This window comes from Paenibacillus ihbetae (genome assembly GCF_002741055.1).
Classification (GTDB): Bacteria; Bacillota; Bacilli; order Paenibacillales; family Paenibacillaceae; genus Paenibacillus_AQ; species Paenibacillus_AQ ihbetae.
Window position 1 is genome coordinate 5,783,543 of record NZ_CP016809.1, and the last position, 25,785, is coordinate 5,809,327.

Consider the following 25,785-nt stretch of genomic DNA (forward strand, 5'->3'; position numbering starts at 1 on the left):
TCGGTAGCAGCTTGGCTTGCTGTTCTTCCGTTTCATACCATCCGCCGGGGCTGATGTCCTCAAGCCGGATCAGTGCTTTTGCCATGGAGCAGACTCCTTTGTTTTAAAGTGCGATCGTCTTAATATATGTATGCAGCACATGGGCTGGCGCCATTGGTTCCTTGTAACGGAGAATGCTACGGAAATGCTGTAGATAACTTTGAGAATATTCAAGGAGAATTGAAGAATACTAAGCATTGCCAATCTTGATATGGAGGTACAAGCATGAATATACACCGTGCCCAGGAAATTGCCGCTTCGCCGGTCATGGCGAATGTGCTGCTCAACGGAACCCCGATCTATATCCAGCATGTGGACGAGGATCGTGAGACCGCTCGCGTATTCCCGCTCGATCAGCCGGAGAACGAGCAGGAGGTTCCGTTGGATCTGTTGATCGAGCAATAGCTGTGAGGCTTCGCAACCAGGAGAGCAGCGTTTTCAAGCGCGAAGTTTATAAATTATCAGGACTGCATACTCGATGGAGGAGCTGCCTCGTTAAAGAAATGCAGCAACCAAAAAGATGTCGGTGCCCGGGATGACTACCGTGCGCCGACGTTTTTATGTTATCGTCGATTGCTGACTGTCACGATATCCGTGATTCGTGTAAAAGCTCGTAACTTTTATCGTTGCTTGTAACTCAAAAAAAATACTTTTGACTCAAGAATATACTTGTACTTAAAAAGATTCTGTACTTAAACGATTCTGTAACTCGACAAATTCAGTGACTCATAGTGATTCATACTGTATAGATTCACAAATTTACAAAGCTACCTATTGCTATAGAGGTCTATAACTCCAAATGGATTTCTGTAACTCAAAACAAGATACCTGCGATTTCAAAAGTAGTAGAGTAACTTAATAGAGATGCCTGTGATTTCAATATAGTACCGTAACTCAAACTTGATCTCTGTATATCGAAAACTGTGGATGGGAATAGGGCCTTTGTAACTTAAGTAGTCTGTGACGGACTCATACTTGAGATGGGTATCGTGCCGTTTACATGAAACACTTTGTAAAATAGGTTGGGGATCCCGCCAGACTATGAATCTTTTTGAAGACCCGACAATAGAAGAATTGAGAGATGTAACGGTTTACTATAGAATGTTCTGAAAAGAAAGAACAGAAATGATGGCAGTTATTCGAGAATGTTCCTTTAGGGACTTGTCCCGGCCATAGGGAACTCCAAGAGCCGAACAAATCCCGAAAAGGGACTAGTGCAAAAAAACGGGGAGGTAATTCAATGTATATCAGAACTGCAGTTGAAGCCGATGCTGAAGGTATCGCAAGCGTGCATGTGAACAGCTGGAAGACGACATACCGGGGGATTGTTGATGACGCGTACCTGAATTCGCTGTCGGTCTCGGACCGGGAGGATAGATGGCGCTGGAAAATCGGCAACCTTCGGGATGACGAGGAGCTCTTGGTTGTTGCCGATGATCAGGGAACCATTTACGGGTTCATGACCTATGGGAGGGAGCGTGAGGACAAGCTGCCGCATGAAGGTGAGGTCTATGCGGTCTATTTACTGAAGGAGATTCAAGGTCAGGGATGGGGGAGACGACTGTTCGCAAGAATGAAGGAATTTTTGCGCTCCAAAGGATTTACTTCCTTGATGGTATGGGTCCTTGAGGGGAATTCTGCTTTGGCATTCTACCAGCGTATGGGCGGGCGTGAAATCAAGCGGAAGGAGATCGAAATTGGCGGAAAGACGTATACGGAATTTGCTTTAAAATGGGATTCTATCGAGCAGCTACCGGAACGGGAGGTCTGACCCGATTTCGGAGTGTTTACATCTAAGCATGAATGCAATAAGATAGATGATATACCCCGCGGGGTAATTAGTTGAACGGAACGATACGTCAATATGCTCCTTGGATCGATCTCAAAGTCACCTAGCGCCTAGTGAACGCTTCATCCATGGAACGGTCAATTAACGATTCTCTTTTCATAGTCACTCTTTCAATGGTTACTCTCTCCATGATTACTCTTTTCATGGTTACTCCAAAATGGGCACGCTGATCAATTACTGCCCTTCATATGGTTGCTGTATATAAAAAATTACTATACATAAAAGTCACTATACATAAATGAATTTGCGATCCGTAACTGCTATTCTCTCAGAACACTGCAAGGAGGTGGAGGTTCCCCCGTGACTGTCATTCCGATAGGTCCGTTCATGATACGGGCGGATATTGCCGTTTTTCTGATCGTTGCCTTGGCAGGGTATATGACGCTCCGCGTCCGGTTACATCGTCTTGAGCACAGGGATTGGCTGCTTGATACTTACGTTTATTCGCTGATGATCGGCTTCGCCGTATGGAAATTCGGTATGCTCCTTTGGGACCCGGTGCGTACGCTCCGCCACCCCTTGTCTCTAATTTATATGACCGGCGGAGTGCGCGGAATAGGGCTTGGGAGCCTTGCAGCCGGCATCTACGTCCTCGTTCGGTGGAATAAGATGAGATCACTGGGGTCGCTGTTAATCAAGTCCTTTCTTATGGCCGCACTGGCTGGCGGCTTTGGTTATATACTGCTCGATGGGCTGATCACGGACCGTCCGATCGGGGCCGGGCAGCTACTGGTGATGCTTCTGCTTATCGTTCTGTTGAGCTCCGCCTGGTTAAAATTTGATACTCCCTTACCGCAATGGTTGACATTCGGTCTAGGCAGGAACGGAGCGGTTATGCTTGTGATCGGTTCTTTACTTGTGTGGGCGGTATATAATCACCTGAACAACTCCGGCAACGGCTCGACGGGTGACCGTCCTGCACTAACGGACGATGCCGATGGAATCGCCGTAGGCCTCAAGCCGGGGAAACGTGCGCCTGATTTTGCGTTGCAGACAGTAGACGGACAGGAGGTCCGGCTGTCGGATTACCGCGGCCGTACGGTCCTCCTTAATTTCTGGGCTTCCTGGTGCCCGCCGTGTAAAGCGGAAATGCCCTATATGAAGGATTTTTATAATCGGCACAAAGCAGAAGACGTCGTCATTCTAGCCGTTAATATGACGCATCTTGAAGGCAGCATGGAGGACGCTGCATCCTTCGTGCACTCGAATGGTCTCACATTTCCCGTGTTGTATGATCGAGACGGAACGGTAACCGGAACGTACGAGATCACTGCTTATCCGACAACCTATGTGCTGACGCCGGACGGCGTTGTTTCGGGGCGGTACCAAGGAGCCATTAACGAGGAGCTCATGGTCAAGGCTTACCGGCGTGCAAGCGGGTCTTGAACCGAGGGGCAACTCGCGGATTTTTAACGTCCAGGACACCTATCATTACCGCACACTCTCCAGGAAGAATATAATACACAAACGCTGGGGAGGGGGAAAGTCGAGTGCAGCAAATACCGGTTTCGGCTGATGTTTGCCGGGGATACATTGGTAAACAAGTATGCGCGGTCCTGTATGACGGAACTGAAGTTGTAGGCACGATCCGAGGCGTTCATGATAACGGACTTGAGCTTGAGTATGCCTCGAATCCTTCAGCTTCGATTTTGTCTGTAAAAGGGAAAAAAGGAAAGAAAGCTGCGAAATCCAAGAAGGCTCGGGCACAAACGTCTGCGTTTGGGCCGTGGGGTTACGGCGGCTACGGCTATGGCTTCGGCAACGTCCTTGCATGGGAAGCGATCGCCCTGTTGTTCCTGATCCCGTTTTTATTCATTTAGCAGGCTGCAGCAAGAGTTCGGTAGGTAAAGATTGATCTCCTAAACAACGGAGATGGAAGAAGACGGGGCGTAAGCGCGCTTGCCCTGTCTTCTTTCGTATCCCGGCGAAAGATCACCGGCCATGCGATGAACGGTTGATCCGTTGGTTAGCGTGCTGTACATAAGCTTGGCCTACCATCCAGGCAGAAAGAATGAATGCTACCAGGAAGAAGAATGCAGCCCCAATGGGAAGTGCCGACCACTCGAACAGCGTGTAACCGAGAAGCGTCTGCCACCCGATAGCCATGAGGCCGAGCAGGTAGGTAATTCCGGTCAGATGGATAACGATGAACCTTGATGCCGGATTGAGGGTAATCATGGACAGCCAAGCTGCAAACGGAACGACCTGCAGGGCGTGAAACCCGAATCCGTGAAGCCAGATTATATTGCCGTCTGCTCCGGTGAAGCGCCCGGTGTTGACGGAGATCCAGATTCCTGCGGCAAACGAGATGATGACGGCGATCATGGCATAGCGTATGCCGAGCACGATTTCCGGATTGGCGTTCAGCACCCGACTGCGAAAATATTGAACAGCGATGATGACATAAAAGAGGACGAGCAGCAGCGCAACTAATACGAATATATTGGAGACGGCCTCATCGAAGCCCGTCCCGTTCCGAACGAACCGGGGATCGACGCCTCTGAAGTTTTGAACGGTTTCCGCGAAGTAGGAATACAGCGCGAGCACAATATAACTCCAGCGAAACCAAGCCTTGGATCTGGTTCCCATACCCGAGAAAGGGAGGATCACTGCGGTCGAAAACAGGAATATCCCGAGCGCGGCATTAAACGAGAATGCTTTTCCAATATTCCCTTCCGGTCCGATCGGTGCCCCGTATATCAGTACCCAGATCCCGCATATCCCCGCCAGCAGAAATCCGAGCAGTCCTGCGACGATCAACGATTTTTCCTGTTTCAAAATATCTGCAATATACGTCGGCCCTTCTTGAATTCTGTGATTCATGTTCAACAACACCCTCTCCATTAGACTTTCTCAAATTTACAGGAGAAGAGACCTGTTCTTTAACCGTCCAGAGAGGGATATTCTGACGTTCGCTGGGCTGATTTCATCCCCGACTTTGGATGGGGAGTTCCTTGAACAGCTAAAGCGGCAGGACTCTGTAGCACAAGCGATAACAGCATGGACGTGGACCACATCCTAGGACTTGAGGCTGTAACCTCATAGACAGTTAGCAGAGAACCTTTCCCCGGACTCGATTTTTCGCATAGGATTAAGGACATGGGTAGGGGACTAGCAGAAGGAAACCCTAGCGGCTAGGACCGAGTTTCCTAGATTTGAATATGGTATAATTGGCCCCTTTGTTTTATTGCCCATCCCCTGATTTCAGACTAAAATTGAAAAATGTGGTTAATCGTTTGGAGAACCGGTTAATGGTTGATAGGGTTATCCCATGGTTTCCAATCATGCCGGTTGATTAGGAATACCAAACTTGAATGAAATGACAGACAGAAGGGGCGTTATATCGTTTATGTCCAATCGAATTTTGATTACACCCGAACAGCTGGAGCAGGTCTCAACCCAGTTCGCGCAGTCCGGACAACAAAGTCGAGAGATTGTCGATCGTCTATCGCGAAGCATTCTTGAGATGGAGAGCCAATGGGAAGGAATGACGCGGGAACGGTTCTACGGGGATTATCAACAGGCCAGAGCAACCATGAACAAATATCTCGAATGCCTTCAGACGATCTCGACGGATCTGAAGCAAATCTCGGTGAAGTTCCGGACGACGGACGAAATGATCAACGGAGCGGGAGCTGTTCCTGCCGGAGGAGTTGGAGCAGGAATCCTGGCAGGCACTGCAGGAGCAGCAGGTGCCGCAGCGTTAGCGGGATCGGCAGGATCGGGAGCTCTAGGCATGACGGCAGCTGCGAACGGCAAACCGGCAGGAGTCCAGTCTGCCAGTGCAGAGGACCTACTGGATAAGGCGCTCAAAGGCGTAGAAGCGGAAGGCAGCGTCGTTAAAAATGAAGAGAATGGTCTGTATACCAAAGCCATTACCGGCAGCGCAAGCGCGAATTTAACCGAAGGCGCAAGTGCCAGCGGCGCCGTGGTGGAAGCCGGTTACGAGAATGATTACGTGCAAGGCTCCGTCAGCCTGGTGAAGGGCGAGCTGGAGGCATCGGTGAAGGACGGCACGTTGAGTCTTGGTGCCGAAGCAACGCTGAATAAATACGAAGGCGGGGTCAAAATTCCGCTGCCTTTTACGGACAGAGAGCTCCATATCGGCGGTTCCGCTTCGCTCGGCACGGTCGGAGCGTCGGCAGAGGTCGGGAAGAGCGGCTTGAAGTTCCATATACCGCTGGGTCCGGGGGCCAGTCTCGTCGGAGTCGGGGGTTCCATATCCGTCAAGTAAAGGAGGAGTGCCGTACAATGAGCGGTAAGCAGCAGCGTTTTAAATACATAATGATCGTCATTGCCATTGTCGGCATACTGGGCACGGTGATTCCAAACCTGCTCGAGACCGATTATGCGGCCGCAGAGAAAGCCGTAATCTGTATTTCCTATCTCCTGGGAGTTCCTCTTGTCGTATTTGTCGTATATAAAATCGGTAGTAGATTAATGAAGGGTTGATGATCATGGAAACGCAAATGGATCAGCGAATGAATCAAGAGCATCAGGGGCAAGGAGAGAAACATTTGCTTCCGATCGGATCGGTGGTCAAGTTCAAGGATTGGGATCAAACGCTGATGATCTACGGAAGAATGCAGAACGACTCGAAGACGCTGAAGCGTTGGGATTATGTTGCCTGCTTCTACCCGCATGGCAATCTGACGAAAGATTCCAATATCTTTTTTAACCATAAGGATATTTCCGAAGTCGTGTTTACGGGTTATATCAATGATGAGGAGATCGCTTTCCGGGACGCTTTGCTTGAGGGGATCGAGAAAGCGGATAAAGCTGCTGCAGCGGCGGCAGATCAGGATAAATAAGATTTGAAGCGAAACGTATAGCTGTCTGGGCGCATTAAAGGATGCGTGCGGGCAGCTTTTTTTGTATTTTTTTAAGCTCCGTTTTTTTAAGCTCCGTTTTTATAAGCTGCGTCTTTTGATCAAGCGGCTGTTCCGTATATTTGGATAATGGAATGGGTACTAAATGTTGACTTATGGGCAGGTGGATTGGGCAAGTGTGGATTTGGATTTATTGCTTTTTCAGAAAATTTCACAAAAAAACAAAACAAAAATCTTTGTTTATTTTTGAAAACAATCTATTCAAAAACAAACAAACATGTTAAGATGAGGGCAAAACCAAAGCAATCGAAGATGAATCGGAGGGGAAGTTTTTCATGGTACAAAGCTTATGGGAACATTCGAAGGCGCAGCAGGCGCAGAACACGCGCGAGGAGCTCGTATACCGCTCGAATCTGATCGGCGCGGACCGCCGTGTCTGCAATTGGGGCGGGGGCAACACGTCAAGCAAAACAACGATTAAGGATTTCCGCGGCAAAGACGTTGAAGTCATGTATGTAAAAGGAAGCGGTTCCGACCTGGCCACGATGAAAGCCGGCAATTTCACAGGTCTGCGGATGGAAGACATCCGACCGCTGTTTGAACGCGAGTCGATGACGGATGAAGAAATGGTCGCTTATCTCGGCCACTGCATGGTTGATGCCAAGGACCCGCGGCCTTCCATCGAAACGCTGCTGCATGCTTTCCTTCCGTTTCCGCATGTGGATCATACCCATCCGGACGCCATTATCAGCTTATGCTGCGCACATAACGGCAAAGAAATCGCGCAGGAAATTTTCGGAGACCGGTTCGTATGGGTGCCTTATGTACGTCCAGGCTTCACCCTCTCTAAGATGATTGCCGAGGGCGTGCTCGCCAATCCGAAAGCCGAGCTCGTATTGATGGAGAAGCACGGCCTTGTTACCTGGGGAGATACATCCGAAGCATGCTATGCCCAAACGATACGGATTATTAGCGAGGCGGAGGCTTATATCGAGGCTCGGATCGATGACAGCAAGCTGTTCGGTGGACGGAAGTTTGCCCCGCTGCCTCCGGACGTCCGCAGACGCATTGCCGGCGAGATCATGCCTGCGGTTCGCGGAGCGGTGAGCGACAGCAAGAAAATAATCCTGACCTTCGACGATCAGGATGACGTGCTGGATTTCGTATGCGGCAGCGATTCGCCGAAGCTGTCTCAGGTCGGTGCAGCTTGTCCCGATCATCTGGTTCATACGAAGGTGGTTCCGCTCTTTATCGATTGGACGCCGGATGCGGATGACGCCCAAGGGCTGCAAGAGAAGCTGGTAGCTGGAATTGCGGCGTACAAGGAGCAGTATCAGGCTTATTTTGAACGGAACCGGCACGATGGGGATGTCATGTTTGAAGCCGCACCGCGCGTTATCCTCATCCCGGGGCTCGGCATGATTAATACCGGCAAGAGCTGGGCGATGTCCCAGGTCAGCGGCGCGCTTTACCACCGTGCCATTGCGGTGATGCGCGGAGCGACAGCGCTGGGTGAATTCGTCTCCCTGAGCGAAAATGAATCCTACAACGTAGAATATTGGCCGCTGGAGCTTTACAAGCTGACCCTTGCTCCGGCCGAGGCGGAATTCTCCCGGCAAGTGGCGTTCATAACCGGCGGTGCCGGCGGCATCGGCAGCGCAGCGGCTCGCAGGCTCGTCGCCGAGGGGGCGCATGTCGTGCTGGCCGATTTGAATCTGGAAGGGGCGCAGAAGGTTGCGGAAGAGCTTAACGCTGCATACGGCGATCACCGGGCCATTGCCGTTAAGATGGACGTGACCGACGAATCCGCGGTACAGCTGGCGTACCATGAAACTTCCTTGACCTACGGCGGTGTCGATATCATCGTGAACAATGCGGGTCTGGCGACATCCAGTCCGCTCGATGAGACGTCGTTGAAGGAATGGAACCTGAATATGAATGTACTGGGGACAGGATATTTCCTCGTGGCCAGAGAGGCCTTCAAACTTATGAAGGTTCAAGGCATCGGAGGCAGCATGGTGTTCATCGGCTCGAAGAACTCGATCTATGCCGGCAAGAATGTGACCGCCTACAGCTCCGCCAAAGCGCTGGAGGCGCACTTGGCACGCTGCATCGCGGCCGAGGGCGGAGAGTACGGCATCCGGGTCAATACCATTTTGCCGGATGCAATTCTGCAGGGCTCGGCGATCTGGAACTCGAACTGGAGAAACGAGCGGGCGGCCGCTTACGGCATCGAGCCGGATCAGCTCGAGGAGCATTATCGCAAGCGCACTACGCTGCTGGTTAATATTTATCCGCAGGACATCGCTGAAGGCATCGCCTTCTTCGCATCGTCGAAATCCTCAAAGACTACCGGCTGCATGCTGACGATCGACGGCGGGGTTCCTGCCGCATTTACTCGCTGATCAGACAGAAGGCAACAAGCTGGACTCCTTGGTGAAGCATCCAGGCCGTACAGGCACGGCCATGAAAGGAAGCAGGGGCTTGTCCCCTGCGGACCTTATCTTTTTATGAGGCGGGAGGTACCAAGATGAGGCAGGATATTGCACGGAATTATGAAGAGGCGAAGAAGCAGTATGCTTCCCATGGCATCGATGTGGACCGGGCGCTTGCCGAGCTCTCGGACATCAAAATATCCATTCACTGCTGGCAGGGAGACGATGTGCGCGGCTTTTTGTTCCGCGACCAGGAATTGTCGGGCGGCATCTCCGTTACGGGCGAGTATCTGGGCGCCGCACGCACACCGGAAGAGCTGCGGGCCGATCTGACCAAGGCGATGTCCATGATACCGGGGACGCACAAGGTCAATCTGCACGCCATTTATGCGGACACGGATGAAAGCGTTGACTTGGATCAATTGGAGCCTAGACATTTTCAAAAATGGGTGGATTGGGCGAAGGAGCAGGGCATCGGTCTGGACTTTAACCCAACGTGCTTCTCCCACGACAAGTCCAAGGACGGCTTTACGCTAAGTCACCCGGATCCGGAAATCCGTCAATTCTGGATTGACCATTGCAAGGCTTCCCGGCGGATCGGCGCCTTTTTCGGCGAGCAGCTGGGGCAGACCTGCGTCACGAACATATGGGTGCCTGACGGCTACAAGGATGTGCCGGTAGACCGGCTGGCTCCAAGACAGCGGCTCAAGGATGCGCTGGACGAGATTTTCGCCGAAGAGCTGAATCCGGCATGGAATCTGGATGCGGTTGAGAGCAAGCTGTTCGGTATCGGTTCGGAGGCGTATGTCGTCGGATCCCATGAGTTTTACATGGGGTACGGAATGCGCAATAACAAGCTGATCTGCCTGGATGCGGGGCATTTTCACCCGACGGAAGGAATCGCGGGGAAGCTGTCATCCTTGGCATTGTTCACGGACGGCATTCTGCTTCATGTGAGCCGCCCGATGCGCTGGGACAGCGATCATGTCGTGATTATGGATGACGAGCTGCTGGAGATCGGCAGAGAGCTTGTCCGGAATCATTTGCTGCACACGACGCATATCGGTCTGGATTTCTTCGATGGCAGCATCAACCGAATTGCTGCCTGGGTGATCGGAACGCGCAATACGATCAAAGCGCTGCTGAAAGCAAAGCTGGAACCGACCGAGAAGCTGAAGCAGGCGGAGCTGGATGGCGATTACACCACACGCCTGGCCTTAATGGAAGAGTTCAAATCGTATCCGTTCGGAGCTGTCTGGGATTATTACTGCGAGAAGATGGGCGTGCCCGTTCGGGAAGAATGGCTTGCCGAAGTCAAGCGTTATGAGCAGGATGTGCTGCTGAAGCGGTAAAGGGCTGCGGCATGCTGCTGCAATCGGTATAGCCAAACTACGGATCGAAACGGTGAATAGCGTTTTCGATAAAATATCTAAAGCGGGACCAGAAGGAGGCTTGGGACAGTGAGCGTTCTTGCGTTTGACTTAGGAGCAAGCAGCGGCAGAGCGATGCTCGGGCGGCTGAACAGCCGGGCCATCGAAATGAAGGAGATCCACCGGTTCCCGAATGATCCGGTTCGCATCGGAGACCGGTTTCAGTGGGATATTCTAAGGCTGTATCACGAGATTAAGCAGGGATTGCTCCGGGCAAAAGGGGAACAGGAACTGCCCGCCAGCATCGGCATCGATTCGTGGGCGGTCGACTTCGGCCTCCTGGACGCCCGGGGCGAGCTGCTCATGAACCCTTACCACTATCGGGATCCGGCCACGGAAGGGGTCATGGAGCGGGTGTTCCGCGAAATCCCGCCTGCCGAGATCTTCAGCCGGACAGGAATTCAATTTCTTCCGTTCAATTCCATTTACCAGCTCGTTTCCATTCAGCAGTTAAGGCCGTTTCTGCTTCAGGAAGCCGGCAGCTTTCTGATGATTCCCGATCTGCTCCGGTATTTCCTTACCGGTGAGATGGAAAGCGAGTTTACGAACGCCACGACGACCCAGCTGTACAATCCTGCAGCCCGCGGGTGGGACGAGGAATTACTGCGGAAGCTGAACCTGCCTTCATCCATATTTCATTCCGTGCTTCAGCCGGGAACGCTCGCCGGCAAGCTTCGTGAATCCGTAACCGGCGAGCTCGGTCTTCCTCCGATACCGGTATATACGGTTGCGGAGCATGATACCGCCTCTGCCGTCGCAGCCGTTCCGGCGCTGGAACGTTCCTTCGCTTATCTGAGCTGCGGAACCTGGTCCCTGATGGGGACGGAGGTTGAGAGACCGGTCCTGACCGAAAGGGCAAGGGAGCTGAACTTTACGAACGAAGGGGGCGTCTACGGCACATTCCGCCTGCTCAAAAATATCATGGGGCTGTGGATTTTGCAGGAAGCGAAGCGTTCCTGGGAGCTCGAGGGCGTATTGTACTCGTATTCCGAATTGGTTATGATGGCAGAAGCGGAGCCTGCATTCGCCTGCTTTATCGATCCGGACGATCCGGTATTTTTGCCGGCCGGAGACATGCCGAAGCGGATCAGGGAATATGCAGCTCGAACCAACCAGAAGCCGCCGCAAACCCCGGGCGCAATCGTACGTTGCATAATGGAGAGCTTGGCCCTTCGTTACCGGCAGGTGCTGGAATTGACCGAGGAGCTGTCCGGTCAAGCCTTCAAGGGTCTGCATATGGTCGGCGGCGGCATTCACAACGAGTCGTTGTGCCAGTGGACGGCGAATGCGATCGGCAGGCCGGTTTGGGCCGGCCCTGCGGAAGGCAGCGCCGTCGGCAATATGGCGGTGCAATGGATTTCGCTTGGCGAGCTTTCGGATATTTGGGAGGCTCGTGCCGTGATTAGAGACTCCTTCGAGGTTCGCGTATATGAGCCTGCGAATATCCCGTTATGGGAAGAAGCCTACGGTTTGTTCAAACAAAGAACCGGAGGGAACACAATACAACAATAGTAAGGATGAGGGCGGTATCATGCTGGTTGCTGAACGATATGAGAAAATTGTACAGTTGGTCAACGAGAGAGGAAGCATCCGTGTTGCGGAACTAAGCCGGATATGCGGCGTGACGGAGGAGACGATTCGCCGGGATTTGGACCGGCTGGAGGAATCGGGACGCCTGCGCCGTTCGCACGGGGGCGCGGTCAGCGTGAAGGATCAACCGGAAATTCATCGGTCGCAACCGGAGGTGCCGTACGCGGAACGGGAAATTATGAATGCGGCGGAGAAGCAGCGGATCGCGGAGGAGGCGGTAACGTTAATATCGCCGAACGACCGGATTCTGCTGGATGCGAGCTCGACGGCGTGGTATATGGCCCGGATCATTCCGGATATCCCGTTGACCGTGCTGACCAACTCCATCAAGGTGGCGGCAGAGCTTAGCGCCAAGGAGAAGGTGCAGGTCATCTCGACCGGCGGCATTTTGGCCCATCGCTCGTTGTCGTTTGTCGGGCCGCTTGCGGAGCGGTCGCTCGATGCGTATTACGTGGATAAAGCGTTTCTCTCCTGCAAAGGCGTTCATTTGGAACGGGGGCTCAGCGAATCCAATGAGCTTCAGGCCAGAATCAAGCATAAAATGATCGGGATGACCGATCAGGCGATTGTCTTGGCCGATGCCAGCAAATTCGGCGTCCAGGCATTTACCCAAGTGGCCGATCTGTCGCAGGTTCACATGATCATCACGGACCGCCGGCTGCCGGGTCACGAGGCTGAGCCTTATCAAGCGCTGGGCATCTCGATTCGATCGGTGTAGTCGTGGTCGGTCTGTTCCTTACGGCCTACAGTATTCAGTCCCCCGCAAGGGGGGCTTTCTCGATCATTCGACTCGGCCTGAGTCATTTTTTTATACATCATAATGTGTGCTAAGCGGGGTGGAGGAGTTTGAAAATATCATTATTTGTCACATGCCTCAGCGACGCTTTGTTCCCGCGGGCGGCTGAGTCCATGACCCGGCTGCTGGCGAAATACGGCGTTAAGCTGGAATTTCCGGAAATTCAGACCTGCTGCGGTCAACCGGCCTTTAACAGCGGGTATTGGGACGATGCGCGAACTTCTGCGCGCACGATACTCGATGCATTTGAAGACAGCGATTTTGTCGTTGCCCCTTCGGGCTCGTGCACGTATATGATTCACCATTATTCGGAGCTGTTCAAGGGAGATGCCGAATACTTGGAGAAAGCGAAAGCGCTTCAATCCAAAGCCTATGAATTTTCGCAGTTCCTGGTCGACGTCATGGGCATCACGGATGTAGGCGCTTATTTTCCGCACAAGGTTACGTATCATCCCTCCTGCCACGGCAGCCGCCTGTTGGGCATCAAGGATGAGCCGATTCGCCTGTTGAACGGAGTGAAGGGTTTGGAGCTGGTTCCGCTGCCTTATGCGGAGGATTGCTGCGGCTTCGGAGGAACCTTTGCCGTGAAGATGGCCGACATTTCCGGTGCGATGGTAACCGAGAAGAGCGACCACGTGCTGGAAACGGAAGCCGAAGTGCTTGTCGGCCTGGATATGGCATGCCTGCTGAATATTGCGGGCAACCTGCGGCATCGGGGAGAAAAGGTGCGGGTGATGCATCTGGCTGAGCTGCTGTATGAGGGGGTGAGCGTCCATGAGCGCAGCTGAGACGAAAGGACAGACGGTAAAGGAGCGTGCCCGCGATGCCTTAGGGAACGATTTTTTGCGCAGCGCGGTCCGGTTTACGACCGAGCGGCTCCGGCTGGGCAAGAAGCTGGCTGCGGAGGAGCATGGCAACTGGGACGACTGGCGTGAGCGGGGAAGGCAGATCCGTCTGCATACGATTGCCCATCTGGATTACTACTTGAATGAGTTTGCCGAGAACGCCCGGGCGAATGGCGTTCATGTCCATTTTGCCGATACGGCCGAGGAGGCTGTCCGGATCTCGCTTGAAATCGCCAAGCATGCATCCGCCAAGTCGGTGGTGAAATCGAAGTCGATGGTTTCGGAGGAGCTGCATCTCAATCAGGCGCTGGATTCCATCGGCGTGGAGGCCATTGAAACGGACCTCGGAGAGTACATTATCCAGCTGGCGAATGAAACGCCTTCCCATATCATCATCCCGGCCATTCATAAAAATCGGCACCAAATCGCCGGACTGCTGTCCCGGGAAGCGGGAGAGGATTTGCCTGCGGACACGGCGGTGCTGGCCGGCTTTGTCAGAACGAAGCTGCGGGAGAAGTTTCTGGAGGCGGATATCGGTATGACCGGCTGCAATTTCGCGATCGCGGAGACCGGCTCGATGGTGCTGTTCGAGAATGAAGGGAATGCGCGGATGGTCACGACCGTTCCGAAAACGCAGATCACCCTGATGGGAATGGAGCGCATCATCCCTTCCTGGGCAGACCTTGAAGTGATGGCGACCCTGCTGCCAAGATCGGCGACGGGCCAGAAGCTGACCGTCTACATGTCGGGGATTACCGGACCGCGGAGGGAGCAGGATGCGGACGGACCGGATCAGATGCATATCATCATTATCGATAACGGCCGATCCCTTCAGCTGGGCGATCCGGAGTTTCAGGAGCTGCTGAATTGCATCCGGTGCGGCGCTTGCCTGAACGCTTGCCCGGTATACCGGCATATTGGCGGTCATGCTTATGGCGGTACCTACAGCGGGCCGATCGGCGCCGTACTGACGCCGGCATTGAAGAAGAACGTCGCGGAATGGGACGATATCGCCAATGCTTCAAGTCTGTGCGGAGCCTGCTATGAGGCGTGTCCGGTCAAGATTCCGCTGCATGATATGCTTGTCTACCTGCGCAGAAGAAAGGTTGAGGCCGGGCGCGGGAACAAGGCGGAAACGCTGGGCATGAAAGGCTTCTCGGTCGTGATGGGGAATGCGAAGCGGTACCGAAATGTCGTCCGGCTGGGCAAGCTCGGTCAGAAGCTCGTCGTTCGCAACGGTGAGATCCGGGCCCGGATCGGGCCGTTGAAGGGGTGGAATACGTACCGGGTGACCCCGGAGCTGCCGAAGGATTCATTCCGGGACCGCTGGTCGAAGGTTGAACAGGAGCTGTACAGCGAGTCCACACCGATGAAACCGGAAGTGGCCGACAGGCTCAGTAAGCTAATGGACCAGCGAAAGAACGGAGGGCATGGTCAATGACGAATCCAGTACAACCCGACGAGTGGCTGAAGCGGCTGGAAGCCCGGTCCCGGACCAAGCAGGAGGCCTTTATGGACGGCATCGCCGCTAAATTGGGCCGGGAGCGCGTTCGGACACGGCCGAAGCATCCGTTCCGGGGCGCGCCGGATTTCTGGAAGGAGTTCCAATTGCCGCTTGAGGATAGCATTCGGCAGTTTACGGCGAATTTTGAAGCTGCCGGCGGCCATGTGGTAAGGGTGAAAAACCGGGCGGAGGCGTCTGCGTTTATTGTGGATAAAGCTGCCGAGATGAGCGCGGGATCGATCCTGATCAACGACGAAGAAGAGCTCTCCGCATTAAATCTTGCGTCGTCGCTTCCGGATGTGATGGTGCGCAGCTGGAACGAGGATCCGGACGAAAATTGGCGGGCGGAGGCGTCGCGCTCCGATATCGGTATTGTCATGGCGGATTACGCAGCCGCTTATACCGGTTCGCTCGTCGTTACGTCTTCGCCGGCCAAGGGGAGATCCGTTAGTTTGCTGCCTACCGTGCTTATGGCGATCGTTCCGGTCGACCGGATGGTTACCCGGTTAGGCGAAATTCTGGTGCGTTTCGATGAAGCCGGGCGGGAGCAGCTGCCTGCAGGCATTCATTTTATATCCGGACCGAGCCGGTCCGCCGACATCGAGAACGATCTCACGATCGGCGTTCACGGCCCTGGAATCGTGTTTGCGATATTGGTGGATGATGATTTCGATGCAGTGTGATGCCTAAAGGCGCCTACGGTCTGCATCTTGATTAATAGACGCCTTGGTCGCAGATGGTGCATGGTTCAAACAAGGCAGGCAATAGATCAAATGAGAAGAGGCTGTTCCGGGAGAATGCACCCGGGACAGCCTCTTTGCAGTCCAATCGTTTATTTTCCTTCTTCCAAGGCTTGAAGGCGCTTCTCCAGCGACTTAAGCTGCTCCTGATTTGCCGTTATCATGGACAGGAGATCTTTGCGTAATCGGTTGAATACAATGGCGCATTCCTCCCGTGTAATCGGTGCGCCCGGTCGGCTCCCGTCAAAATAACCGTTCTTGGTCATCTCATCCCAAGCCGCGGCGGCCCAGGGACTTACCACATGAATATCGCGTCCTGGATGATCCACGTGATCCCCTCCTTTTCGCTGGAGTCCCAAAGCCTTGGCGATACCGGCCGTATGGCCGGCCGCCAAAGCGTTCATTACCTCCTGTCGTTTCAACAGGGCAGCATCTGCTGCAACGTCGACGAACAGATTCTCGGTGAGAACTGCGGGCATGTTACTTTCGCGAAGCATGTGGAGGTTTTTGGTCTTTTGCCCGCGGTCCGTTATTCCCAGCGGCTTCAATGCCGACATGATCTCTGAATGAAGCACATGGTGAAATGCGGTCGAAGCTGCGGAAGCTCGCGGGTAGCGATAGCTTTCGAATCCACCCGAGCCGCCGCCGGCATTGCAGTGTATGGAGACGAGAATATCGGCTTTCTCCCGATTGGCTGCTGCAGTCCGGTCCGGCAGTTCGACAAAAACATCAGTCGTTCGGGAGAGAAACACCTTCACGCCGCTATATTCGGCTTCCAGTCTTTTTTTTACGGCAAGAGACAATGCAAGCACGATATCCTTCTCCTGCAATCCGTTGGCTGTGGCGCCCGGATCCTTGCCTCCGTGTCCGGCATCGATCCAAACCTTCTTCAAGATGTTTCACCGCCTTTAAGGATTGTGAGGTCCTTGATACCGATCAGCCGATGCGGCGAGCGGGAAGGTCAGGAGCTTTGACCGCTGGACGGTTGCTGTGCAGCCCGATACGATTAACCCGCCGCAAGGACAAGGATCATATACTAGGGTACGCCGATTCGGTACATTTGGTGTTTGCTCCTGTCCATTAGATGAAGAAAAAGAAGTGGATTACTTTCCTTTCCGCGTCAGCTCGGCCAGCTTATCCCATTGATCGCTTGTGACCTTGGATAAAGCGTTGAACTGTCCGGCACCCTGCAGCCACTCGCCGCCATCGATGGTTATGACCTCACCGTTGATATAGGCGGCATAGTCCGAGATCAGATAAGCCGCCAGATCGGCGAGCTCCTCCGGACGGCCGACCCTGCGGAGAGGGACCCGATCCACCATCTTTTGTTCAAGCTCGGGAGTAGGGGAAAGTCTGGACCAGGCCCCTTCCGTCGGAAAAGGTCCCGGCGCGACCGCAACCTGCCGGATCCCGTAGGGGGCCCACTCTACTGCCAGTGAACGGGTCAGCGCCAGGACGCCTGCCTTCGCGGCGGCGGAAGGAACGACATAACCAGATCCGGTCGATGCGTAGGTGGTCACAATGTTCAGCATCGTTCCCGAATGGCCTTGGTCGATCCAGCGTTTGCCGACTTCCAGCGTAGCATAGAATGTACCGTGCAGGACGATATTGAGCACGGCATCAACGGCTCGCGGCGACAAGCGTTCGGTCGGACTGATGAAATTGCCGGCCGCATTGTTGACGAGAATGTCGATCCTCCCGTATTGTGCTTCGGCAGCGTCCACAAGCTCGGCGATTTGGGCAGGATCCCTTACGTCACAGGTCTTATACCATACCTCCAGTCCTTGGCTTCTGAGTTCCTCGGCAGTCTGCTTTAAGCGTTCTTCGCGGCGTCCGCATATGGCGAGCCGGGCCCCGAGCTTCGCGAAGGTCTCTCCCATTGACCGGCCCAGTCCGGTGGCTCCCCCTGTAATCAAAATCACTTTGTCTTTAAGCAAATCACTTGCGAACAGTCCCATGCGCATCTTCCTTTCATTGCAAATTTTTGAATCTGACCGTTCTTGCAGATGGATTCGTACATCTCTAACAATTCTGTGCGAATTCACAAATTCCCTTTATCGATTGGAAACGCTTACGATTTATGTTTTGATCCCTGTGCGGAAGGTTATCTAATTTTGAAATGTTGATTAAAAGTATATCTCATCGCTAATTCTACATCCTATATGACACGATACCATCACGAGACGAGGAGCCTTGCATGAATCTGAAATCTTTGACGGACGGGCTGATTCTGAAGACGATTACCGGCAGCACTTCACGAGAGATAACGAATCTGGATACCGACTCCCGTAATATAAAGCCGGGCGGTCTGTTTATTTGCGTACCCGGATTTCGTGTCAATGGACATGACTATGCCCGCGATGCCGTTGCGAATGGAGCCGTTGCCGTCGTTGCGGAGCAAGACCTGCCGGATCTGCCAGGGGATGTAACCTGTATCAAGGTCCCGGATGTACGCCGGGCACTGCCGATTCTTGCGAATGCTTTTTTTGATAACCCCACCGGGAGGCTGAGGCTGATCGGCATAACAGGAACAAACGGCAAGACGACGACCACCCATATGGTGGAAAAGATATTGAATGACTGCGGGCGAAAAACAGGCATGATCGGGACGCTGTACATGCGGATCGGCGAGCATACGGAGCCTGCTCAAAATACGACGCCGGATACGATCCAGCTCCAGCGTTACTTGCATACCATGGCTGCGCTTGGAGGGGAATATGCCGTCCTGGAAGTATCCTCGCACGGTCTGGATATGGGACGGGTCCGCGGATCTGATTTTCAAACCGTTGTGTTTACGAATTTGTCCCATGATCATCTGGACTATCATCTGGATATGGACAGCTACCGCAGCACAAAGGAGCTTCTCTTCTCCCAATTGGGCAACAGCAGCCGGGATATGCTGAAGAAAGCCGTGCTGAACGCCGACGACGAGGCATCGGCGTATTATGCGAAGCGAACATCGGCGCAGGTCGTAACCTATGGCATAAAGCAGCCTGCACATATACGCGCCGAGGATATCCGCCACGCTTCGGAGGGATGCAGCTTTATGGTCCGTTCTCCTTGGGGGGACGGGCGGTTTTCCCTGAAGGTCCATGGAATGTACAATGTATATAATGCGCTGGCAGCGATCGCCGTCGGTTTAGTGGAAGGGCTTCATTTGGAGGACATTCGGCACAGTCTTGAGCAATTTGCAGGAGTTCAGGGCCGTTTTCAAGAAATACAAACCAATCAAAGCTTTCGGGTCGTGGTGGATTATGCCCATAATCCCGACGGGCTGAAGGCGACTCTGCAGTCGGCAAGAACCATTACTTCGGGCAAAATGATCTGTGTTCTCGGCTGCAGAGGGGAGCGTGATCGACTGAAGAGGCCCATCATGGCTGATATCGCCGCTTCGCATAGTGACTATGTGTTTTTTACGACCGACAATCCGTTCTCAGAGGATCCGGAAACGATCCTGGCGGAGATGCTGAACGGTCTGAATGACCGGGAATCGGTCAATTGGGAGGTCGTTCTGAATCGGAAAGAAGCGATCCGGCGGGCGGTGAAGATGGCAGGGGATGAGGACCGTATCATCATCACCGGGCGCGGACATGAACGACGTTACGTCTCTGGCGGAACGACCGAATTGTTCAGCGATGAGGAGGTCGTGCTCCATTCCCTTGCCGGATCCGGCGAAGGCATTCAGACGGCGAACGCCCCAAACTTGTAAGAGCAGAGGAGTGATGCGATGAAACGACATGCATTCTTACCGTATGCCTTGATTACGGCGATCATGCTGCTGATGCCGGCATGCTCCGGAGGTTACGCTCCGTCGCCTTCGGGCGGGGAAGAACGGAGGGAAAGCGCTGAGCATAGGACTGGCGCTCCTTACAAGGTCCTTGCCGAAGATTTGGAAACGCCGTGGGCCATCGATTTTCACGGGGAGGTTATCTTCCTTAGCGAACGGGAAGGGAATGTCGTTCAAATCCGAGACGGCCAAGTATCGAGGCGGCCTGCCGTCACGAGCAAGCCGATTGCCTCCATTGGCGAGGGCGGCCTGCTGGGCTTCGTCCTTGCCCCCGATTATGAGGAATCGAAGGCGGCCTTTGTCTATCATACGTATGAACAGGATGGGGCGGTCAAGAACCGGCTGGTACGTCTTAAGGAGCATGCAACATCTTGGAAGGAAACGGCTTCTCTCCTCGAGGATATCCCCGGATCCAATGTGCATAACGGCGGAAGAATCGCGATCGGTCCGGACGGGTTTCTCTACGTCACGACCGGAGACGCCGGTAACGGCGAGCTGGCGCAGGATCCGGAGAATCTGGCGGGGAAAATCCTCAGAATCTCGCTGGACGGCTCGGTTCCGTCGGATAATCCTATGCCGGACTCCTATGTCTACTCGTTCGGGCATCGTAATGCCCAGGGGCTGGACTGGAATTCGGACGGGGAGCTGTACAGTTCGGAGCACGGGCCATCCGGCACTCCCGGCGGGCACGATGAAATTAATAACATCGCCGCCGGCCGTAATTATGGATGGCCTGCGCTGATTGGCGACGCGAAGGAGAGCGGCATGGAGCAGCCGGTATACCATACGGGCGAAACGGCGTTGGCGCCGTCGGGCGTGGCCTTTGATGAGGAGGATGTGCTGTATGTCGCTACTTTACGAGGCAGCAAGCTGTACCGGTACGAACCGGACAAGGACGAGCTTGAGGCTGTGCTGGAGGGCGAGGGAAGGCTCCGGGATGTCAAGGTGCAGAACGGCCGAATCTATGTGATTACCAATAATACGGATGGACGGGGCGTGCCTGGCGAGCGGGATGACCGGCTGCTAGTATTGGAAATATAGAGGTTGATTCATAATCGGCTATTTCCGGAATAGAATAAAGCAGAATGGTGTACGAGCCTTGGGCTAAAGGGCTTTGTTGAATGAGAGGGTTCGCGATTAAGGCGATTTAAAAAAGAACGACCCCTCCTGTATGGAAGGGCCGCCGCGCGGCAAGAATGGATATTACATTTGCGCTTTATGCTGCTTGTTGCGTATGTGATACACGCATTTTTTGCCGCCTTTGGCCAGGCATTCCGTACGCTCCACATCTGCCCCGAGCAGTGAGCGGAACAAATCCAGCTCGCAGCGGCAGGCATGCTGATAGCGGCTCGCGACTTGAGAGATCGGGCAGTTTAATTCCTCGAGAATGAACTCTTCTTCGGCGACCTTTTTATAATCGACCATATACCCGTTGTCATTCTGGATTTGCGCCAGCGCCGCAACCCGTGCTTCTAATGCGTCTGCGGCAACGGTGGGCGAATACTTGCTTCGCAGCGTCTCTTTCCGCTTATCGAACAGCAGGGAGATCATCTCGTCTCCTGCCTCATCCTGCAGCTCCTGGAGCAGATCCAAGGCAAGGGAATGATAGTTTCTAGGGAAGAAATCCTCCGCAGATTCGGTAAGGCTGTATAGGGAAACGGGTCTGCCCATGGGCTGCTTCACCGTTCGAAATGTAATATATCCTTCATTCTTTAGGCTCTCCAGATGGCGCCGAACGGCCATTCCGGTAATCCCGAGCGCCTCGGTAATGGATTTAGTGCTCATCTCGCCGTTTATTTTTAACAATTGCATGATATATTCGCGTGTGCTGTAAGCGACTTCCTGTTCCATAATATCACCGCCTTGATTCTCGATGAGTAGCTTCCACAGCAGTATGATTAGATGAAAGCAATATGTCTCATCTTATGTCTTTGATGGATAGAAGTCAACCGATTGGCCTGGATTTTCGCCATCCGCCGGGGACGGCCGATTGACAATCGGCAATGCTCCCTACATAATTATGATATATTTTAGTATACAATGTATGGAAATCGTAGATTCAATATTTTGCTGTAGATTTCGACCGGACGAATCATGGATGAAAGCGATCACACATGGGAAGGTGGAATAACCGATGTATGTCATTGGATCGGCTTGTATTGAAGAGAAAGCGGGAGAATGCGTCGATGTGTGCCCCGTCGACTGTATCGAGGAAGGCGACGACCAATTTTATATCGATACGGATATCTGCATTTCCTGCGGTGCCTGCGAGGCTGCCTGCCCTGTAGCGGCGATCTATTATTTCGAGGATTTGCCCGAGGATCAGAAGCATTACTTTGATAAAGCGGTTGAGTATTATAGGAGCAAGTAGTTTCGCTCCGGTTTGAGGCTATCCGCTCTGTTGTTCGTCCGTTTCCGGAATGGAATAGTAAGCAGTAGAAACGGACTTCCAAAGGATCGGCTATCCTCAAACCTCCGCTGGGGGTTGTGGGATCTCGCCCTGACCTTCGGTAGGGCGAGCAAACCAAAGGCAAGTGCGAGACAGGCCACCCTTGAATGGGTGGCCATTTTTTGCGCTCAGGCTTGGAGGTACCCGCTCTCTTGTCGGCGCTCCGGTTAGAGGCTATCCGCTCTGTTGTTCGTCCGTTTCCGGAATGGAATAGTAAGCAGTAGAAACGGACTTCCAAAGGATCGGCTATCCTCAAACCTTCGCTGGGGGTTGTGGGATCTTGCCCAGACCTTCGGTAGGGCGAGCAAACCAAAGGCAAGTGCGAGACAGGCCACCCTTGAATGGGTGGCCATTTTTTGCGCTCAGGTTCGGAGATACCCGCTCTCTTGTCGGCGCTCCGGTTTGTTGAGGCTATCCGCTCTGTTGTTCGTCTGTTTCTGGATTGGAATATTAAGTGATAGAAACGGACTCCCAAAGGATCGGCTATCCTCAAGCCTTCGCTGGGGGTAGGGCTCGCCCTGACCCGTGGGGCTTGGCGCTTGGCGTTTGCAGTTTTTTTGGAGAGCTGCATAAAGCCAAAATATACAGAAAAGCATCTTCCGCGACTTTTTTGATTGGCTCTGCTAAATTGAGATTGTTGATATGTGACCACGAGAAAACCTCCTTAGCAAAGAGGCTGTTATTTGAGCTATCGTTCCCAACTCGTTCAATATAAAGCCTTGTGTTAATACAAATAATGAAATTAGGAAAACACCAATCCATAACCACAACCTGTTTTTGTCACATGAAAATCCCAATAATCCCAAAACATCCCCCAACGCTTCCTCAATAACAATAGCAATTGGACGCTACAGCCTCCTCACACCTTAACACATATAAACCAACGCCCAGGCGCAGGAGATCAAGTAGCAGACACTAGCTTCCGGCTCTGTTCTCGGAATTCATTTCTCCGGTGGATTAATTTTATGACTTTGACGGTTGAGCTTGCGTATTTTGAAAATAATGATGTCAGGTACATGTTACGTTGTACGCCTGTAAAAGCCAAGTGTATCCGTGCAGGAGAGCTGTGTTTTTTTAGGGTAAAATTGAAATGCTTACATTGGTAATAAAATTTTAAGGGAAATTAAATGTGTCATATATATTGACACTTTCACAAATGCCATTTTATTATTAATATCATCACTGGAGAATAAAAATGAAAAAAATGATATTTAACACAGATATTTGATGATTGACCACCTTTTAAGTTGGGAGAATGCGCTAATTAATCTATTGATGAAATTAAATAGGGGATGTCTTCATGAAAAAGCATGACCAGGATTTTATGAAGCGGCAGAACAGACTTACGGTGTTCCAGATCATCAAGAATGAACAGCCGATTTCAAGAGCAGCCATTGCGAAGCAAACAGGCATGAGCCCGACGACCGTCAGCCGGATTGTAGCCGAACTGACGGATGAGGGATATGTGCATGAAACGGAGGAGCAGGTTTCCGCCGGGCGCGGAAGAAAATCCTCGCTCATCCGACTGCTGGATACCGCGGTAATTTCGATTGGCGTGGAGCTGGACCGTGATCGGGCGAATATCGGATTCATCGATATCCAAGGAAACGTTCTGTGCAGCGAGAGTTTCAGCAGACCGCCGAACGAGGAGGCGAGCACGACCGTAGCGCGCATCGGAAGCACGATCGAAGAGCTGATTTCGACAGGCGGCATCGACCGCAAGCGCATCGTGGGCATCGGCGTCGGGCTTCCCGGCATCATCGAGGTCCAGGAGGGGATTGTTAAATTCTCCGTACAGCTGGGCTGGAAGAATATCCGCCTCGCCGACCTGCTTCAGGACGTGACCGGGTTTCAGGCTGTCGTGGACAATGAGCTGAAGGTAAAGGCCCTAGCCGAACAGTTGAAGGGCTCCGCCTATGGTTCGAATCGGACGGTTCTCCTCGGCTTTGGTAATGGCGTCGGCTCTGCCTTGATTCTTGAAGGCGAAATCTATCGCGGGGTGACGAACAGTGCGGGGGAAATCGGACATACGACGGTGGACCCGGAGGGCATGATGTGCGATTGCGGTAAGGCCGGCTGTTTGCAGACGTATATTAACATCCCGTCCCTATTATCCGAAGCGAGTAAAATCAAGCCGGTCCGCACGATCGAGGAGCTGTTTGCCGAGCGGCGTGCGGGTACTCACTGGGCCTGCTACTTAATCGATCGCGCCCTTGCGTATATGGCCATCACGGTCAATAACGTGGTCAGCATGTACAACCCGGACAGCGTCATCCTGAGCGGCGAAATCCTGGACAAGTTCCCGGAGGTGCATGAAGAGATCGTGAACCTTTGCTCGAGGTATGTGTGGGAGCCGCTTCAGGGCAGTTTTTCCATCGTCCGTTCGAAGCTGCATGAGGAAGGCGTCATGATCGGCTCGGGTATGGTGGCGCAGGATCGTTATTTTCAATTGAATTAATTCATCAGGAAATCGGGGGAAATAATCATGAGTTTTGTTCCATTGGTTGAGGAATACCGCGGCAATGTGCTGGAAAATGTCCATTACGGCGCGGTGAGCGTCGTCGATGAAAGCGGGAAGGTGCTCTATGCGGCAGGCGATCCCCATCATATGACGTTTTTGCGCTCTGCTGCAAAGCCTTTTCAAGCACTGCCGGCCATGAAGCGCCGCATTGACGAAGTATACGGACTGACCGGCGAGGAGACGGCTCTGTTTGCGGCTTCCCACCGGGGAGAGAGCTTCCACATTGATGCCCTTGAATCGCTCATGCGCAAAATTGGCATCCAGGAGGACGCGCTCCATTGCTGCGCTACATACCCCTTGAACGAGGATGCGAAGGCCGAGCGCCATCAGAACCATGAGGCGAAGCGCCGGATTTTCCACAACTGCTCCGGCAAGCATAGCGGAATGATTGCATTGTGCAAGCATATGGGCTGGGATGAAGCGACGTATTACCAACCCGAGCATCCGCTGCAAAAGGAAATCCTTGAAACGCTCGCCGATATCGCGGAAGTTCCGGTATCCTCCATCCCGCAAGGGATTGACGGCTGCGGCCTGCCGATCTTCGCGATTCCGCTGGACCGGATCGCCTATTCATTCTTGAAGCTCGCTTGTCCGGACTTGATCCGGGATCCGGAGACGGCAGAAGCTGCAGCAAGAATCGCGAAGGTGATGAACGAATACCCCGATATCATCGCAGACACGAAATTCGTATGCTCTGCTCTCTTGAAGGATGACAACCTGACGGCCAAGGGCGGTGCTAAAGGAGTATACGGCATCGGGCTGCGGAAGGAACGGTTGGCGATTTCCCTTAAGGTATCCGACGGTTCCGAGCAGGTATGGCCATGCATCATCGCGACCATTCTGGAGCGGCTGGGTTATAGCAACCAAGCCACGATCGACCGGCTGTACGAGCTTGTGCCGAACGAAATTTTCAACGACGGTGGAACGCTTGTAGGTGAGCGCCGCGCCGTATTTGAATGGAACAAATAAAG

General features: G+C 53.1%; 23 protein-coding genes. 19 read left to right on the forward strand and 4 right to left on the reverse strand.

The window, feature by feature from the left end:
* The first annotated feature begins 264 nt into the window (after positions 1-264).
* From BBD41_RS26035 to BBD41_RS26050, 4 genes are all read left to right on the forward strand, one after another.
* Positions 265-444, forward strand: coding sequence for a small acid-soluble spore protein H (locus BBD41_RS26035; protein WP_007128519.1), 180 nt, complete (start codon positions 265-267; stop codon positions 442-444).
* 835 nt (positions 445-1,279) lie between these two features.
* Positions 1,280-1,810, forward strand: coding sequence for a GNAT family N-acetyltransferase (locus BBD41_RS26040; RefSeq protein WP_077566920.1), 531 nt, complete (start codon positions 1,280-1,282; stop codon positions 1,808-1,810).
* A gap of 378 nt (positions 1,811-2,188) precedes the next feature.
* Positions 2,189-3,274: a peroxiredoxin family protein gene (locus BBD41_RS26045; RefSeq protein WP_099479477.1), complete on the forward strand. Its 1,086-nt coding sequence runs from the start codon at positions 2,189-2,191 to the stop codon at positions 3,272-3,274.
* Positions 3,275-3,378: 104 nt separating this feature from the next.
* Positions 3,379-3,708 (forward strand): hypothetical protein, encoded by a 330-nt coding sequence (locus BBD41_RS26050; protein ID WP_077566918.1) that lies wholly within the window; start codon positions 3,379-3,381, stop codon positions 3,706-3,708.
* 112 nt (positions 3,709-3,820) lie between these two features.
* Here BBD41_RS26050 and BBD41_RS26055 read toward each other — a convergent pair whose 3' ends face one another.
* Complete coding sequence (locus BBD41_RS26055; protein ID WP_099480801.1) at positions 3,821-4,711, reverse strand: hypothetical protein; 891 nt, start codon at positions 4,709-4,711, stop codon at positions 3,821-3,823.
* Between the two features lie 526 nt (positions 4,712-5,237).
* Between BBD41_RS26055 and BBD41_RS26060 the strand changes: the two genes are divergently transcribed.
* The 10 genes from BBD41_RS26060 (at position 5,238) to BBD41_RS26105 (ending at position 16,000) form a co-directional block, all read left to right on the forward strand.
* The gene (locus BBD41_RS26060; protein WP_099479479.1) at positions 5,238-6,122 is read left to right on the forward strand and encodes a WXG100 family type VII secretion target; all 885 of its coding nucleotides are present in this window, start codon (positions 5,238-5,240) and stop codon (positions 6,120-6,122) included.
* Positions 6,123-6,139: 17 nt separating this feature from the next.
* Complete coding sequence (locus tag BBD41_RS26065; RefSeq protein ID WP_007128513.1) at positions 6,140-6,340, forward strand: hypothetical protein; 201 nt, start codon at positions 6,140-6,142, stop codon at positions 6,338-6,340.
* Positions 6,341-6,369: 29 nt separating this feature from the next.
* Complete coding sequence (locus tag BBD41_RS26070; RefSeq protein ID WP_167393038.1) at positions 6,370-6,699, forward strand: DUF4176 domain-containing protein; 330 nt, start codon at positions 6,370-6,372, stop codon at positions 6,697-6,699.
* 353 nt (positions 6,700-7,052) lie between these two features.
* Positions 7,053-9,122, forward strand: coding sequence for a bifunctional aldolase/short-chain dehydrogenase (locus tag BBD41_RS26075; RefSeq protein WP_099479481.1), 2,070 nt, complete (start codon positions 7,053-7,055; stop codon positions 9,120-9,122).
* 125 nt (positions 9,123-9,247) lie between these two features.
* On the forward strand, positions 9,248-10,504 hold the full coding sequence (rhaA, locus tag BBD41_RS26080) for an L-rhamnose isomerase (protein ID WP_099479483.1): 1,257 nt from the start codon (positions 9,248-9,250) through the stop codon (positions 10,502-10,504).
* Positions 10,505-10,612: 108 nt separating this feature from the next.
* Positions 10,613-12,094 (forward strand): rhamnulokinase, encoded by a 1,482-nt coding sequence (locus BBD41_RS26085; RefSeq protein WP_099479485.1) that lies wholly within the window; start codon positions 10,613-10,615, stop codon positions 12,092-12,094.
* Positions 12,095-12,113: 19 nt separating this feature from the next.
* A complete protein-coding gene (locus BBD41_RS26090) occupies positions 12,114-12,890 on the forward strand; it encodes a DeoR/GlpR family DNA-binding transcription regulator (protein WP_099479487.1) in 777 nt (258 codons plus the stop codon).
* Positions 12,891-13,018: 128 nt separating this feature from the next.
* Entirely contained in the window at positions 13,019-13,756 is a 738-nt protein-coding gene (locus BBD41_RS26095; protein WP_077566911.1) for a (Fe-S)-binding protein, read from the forward strand.
* Positions 13,743-15,254: a LutB/LldF family L-lactate oxidation iron-sulfur protein gene (locus BBD41_RS26100; RefSeq protein ID WP_099479489.1), complete on the forward strand. Its 1,512-nt coding sequence runs from the start codon at positions 13,743-13,745 to the stop codon at positions 15,252-15,254. The genes BBD41_RS26095 and BBD41_RS26100 overlap by 14 nt, the downstream gene beginning before the upstream one ends.
* Positions 15,251-16,000 (forward strand): LutC/YkgG family protein, encoded by a 750-nt coding sequence (locus tag BBD41_RS26105; protein WP_099479492.1) that lies wholly within the window; start codon positions 15,251-15,253, stop codon positions 15,998-16,000. The genes BBD41_RS26100 and BBD41_RS26105 overlap by 4 nt, the downstream gene beginning before the upstream one ends.
* 149 nt (positions 16,001-16,149) lie before the next feature.
* Here BBD41_RS26105 and BBD41_RS26110 read toward each other — a convergent pair whose 3' ends face one another.
* Together BBD41_RS26110 and BBD41_RS26115 are read right to left on the reverse strand one after the other, a co-directional pair.
* Entirely contained in the window at positions 16,150-16,950 is an 801-nt protein-coding gene (locus BBD41_RS26110) for an N-acetylmuramoyl-L-alanine amidase (protein WP_099479494.1), read from the reverse strand.
* A 210-nt stretch (positions 16,951-17,160) separates the two neighbouring features.
* Complete coding sequence (locus tag BBD41_RS26115; protein WP_206098266.1) at positions 17,161-18,015, reverse strand: SDR family oxidoreductase; 855 nt, start codon at positions 18,013-18,015, stop codon at positions 17,161-17,163.
* A 239-nt stretch (positions 18,016-18,254) separates the two neighbouring features.
* Between BBD41_RS26115 and BBD41_RS26120 the strand changes: the two genes are divergently transcribed.
* Both BBD41_RS26120 and BBD41_RS26125 read left to right on the forward strand, forming a co-directional pair.
* Positions 18,255-19,766: a UDP-N-acetylmuramoyl-L-alanyl-D-glutamate--2,6-diaminopimelate ligase gene (locus BBD41_RS26120; protein WP_099479496.1), complete on the forward strand. Its 1,512-nt coding sequence runs from the start codon at positions 18,255-18,257 to the stop codon at positions 19,764-19,766.
* 18 nt (positions 19,767-19,784) lie between these two features.
* The gene (locus tag BBD41_RS26125) at positions 19,785-20,885 is read left to right on the forward strand and encodes a PQQ-dependent sugar dehydrogenase (protein ID WP_099479497.1); all 1,101 of its coding nucleotides are present in this window, start codon (positions 19,785-19,787) and stop codon (positions 20,883-20,885) included.
* Positions 20,886-21,047: 162 nt separating this feature from the next.
* On the opposite strand, the gene BBD41_RS26130 is transcribed toward BBD41_RS26125, so the two are convergent.
* Positions 21,048-21,695, reverse strand: coding sequence for a helix-turn-helix transcriptional regulator (locus tag BBD41_RS26130; protein WP_077566905.1), 648 nt, complete (start codon positions 21,693-21,695; stop codon positions 21,048-21,050).
* A gap of 283 nt (positions 21,696-21,978) precedes the next feature.
* Here BBD41_RS26130 and BBD41_RS26135 point away from each other — a divergent pair, with 283 nt between their 5' ends.
* From BBD41_RS26135 to BBD41_RS26145, 3 genes are all read left to right on the forward strand, one after another.
* Positions 21,979-22,215, forward strand: coding sequence for a ferredoxin family protein (locus BBD41_RS26135; RefSeq protein WP_007128499.1), 237 nt, complete (start codon positions 21,979-21,981; stop codon positions 22,213-22,215).
* 1,378 nt (positions 22,216-23,593) lie between these two features.
* On the forward strand, positions 23,594-24,751 hold the full coding sequence (locus BBD41_RS26140) for an ROK family transcriptional regulator (protein ID WP_099479499.1): 1,158 nt from the start codon (positions 23,594-23,596) through the stop codon (positions 24,749-24,751).
* Between the two features lie 27 nt (positions 24,752-24,778).
* On the forward strand, positions 24,779-25,783 hold the full coding sequence (locus tag BBD41_RS26145) for an asparaginase (protein WP_077566903.1): 1,005 nt from the start codon (positions 24,779-24,781) through the stop codon (positions 25,781-25,783).
* Positions 25,784-25,785 lie beyond the last annotated feature (2 nt).

Coding starts and splice junctions, on each gene's coding strand:
- rhaA (WP_099479483.1), top strand. CDS start 9,248: ATGAGGCAGGATATTGCACGGAATTATGAAGAGGCGAAGAAGCAGTAT.
- BBD41_RS26065 (WP_007128513.1), top strand. CDS start 6,140: ATGAGCGGTAAGCAGCAGCGTTTTAAATACATAATGATCGTCATTGCC.
- BBD41_RS26115 (WP_206098266.1), bottom strand. CDS start 18,015: ATGGGACTGTTCGCAAGTGATTTGCTTAAAGACAAAGTGATTTTGATT.
- BBD41_RS26070 (WP_167393038.1), top strand. CDS start 6,370: ATGAATCAAGAGCATCAGGGGCAAGGAGAGAAACATTTGCTTCCGATC.
- BBD41_RS26040 (WP_077566920.1), top strand. CDS start 1,280: ATGTATATCAGAACTGCAGTTGAAGCCGATGCTGAAGGTATCGCAAGC.
- BBD41_RS26100 (WP_099479489.1), top strand. CDS start 13,743: ATGAGCGCAGCTGAGACGAAAGGACAGACGGTAAAGGAGCGTGCCCGC.
- BBD41_RS26060 (WP_099479479.1), top strand. CDS start 5,238: ATGTCCAATCGAATTTTGATTACACCCGAACAGCTGGAGCAGGTCTCA.
- BBD41_RS26035 (WP_007128519.1), top strand. CDS start 265: ATGAATATACACCGTGCCCAGGAAATTGCCGCTTCGCCGGTCATGGCG.
- BBD41_RS26075 (WP_099479481.1), top strand. CDS start 7,053: ATGGTACAAAGCTTATGGGAACATTCGAAGGCGCAGCAGGCGCAGAAC.
- BBD41_RS26055 (WP_099480801.1), bottom strand. CDS start 4,711: ATGAATCACAGAATTCAAGAAGGGCCGACGTATATTGCAGATATTTTG.
- BBD41_RS26130 (WP_077566905.1), bottom strand. CDS start 21,695: ATGGAACAGGAAGTCGCTTACAGCACACGCGAATATATCATGCAATTG.
- BBD41_RS26105 (WP_099479492.1), top strand. CDS start 15,251: ATGACGAATCCAGTACAACCCGACGAGTGGCTGAAGCGGCTGGAAGCC.
- BBD41_RS26125 (WP_099479497.1), top strand. CDS start 19,785: ATGAAACGACATGCATTCTTACCGTATGCCTTGATTACGGCGATCATG.
- BBD41_RS26145 (WP_077566903.1), top strand. CDS start 24,779: ATGAGTTTTGTTCCATTGGTTGAGGAATACCGCGGCAATGTGCTGGAA.
- BBD41_RS26120 (WP_099479496.1), top strand. CDS start 18,255: ATGAATCTGAAATCTTTGACGGACGGGCTGATTCTGAAGACGATTACC.
- BBD41_RS26090 (WP_099479487.1), top strand. CDS start 12,114: ATGCTGGTTGCTGAACGATATGAGAAAATTGTACAGTTGGTCAACGAG.
- BBD41_RS26140 (WP_099479499.1), top strand. CDS start 23,594: ATGAAAAAGCATGACCAGGATTTTATGAAGCGGCAGAACAGACTTACG.
- BBD41_RS26135 (WP_007128499.1), top strand. CDS start 21,979: ATGTATGTCATTGGATCGGCTTGTATTGAAGAGAAAGCGGGAGAATGC.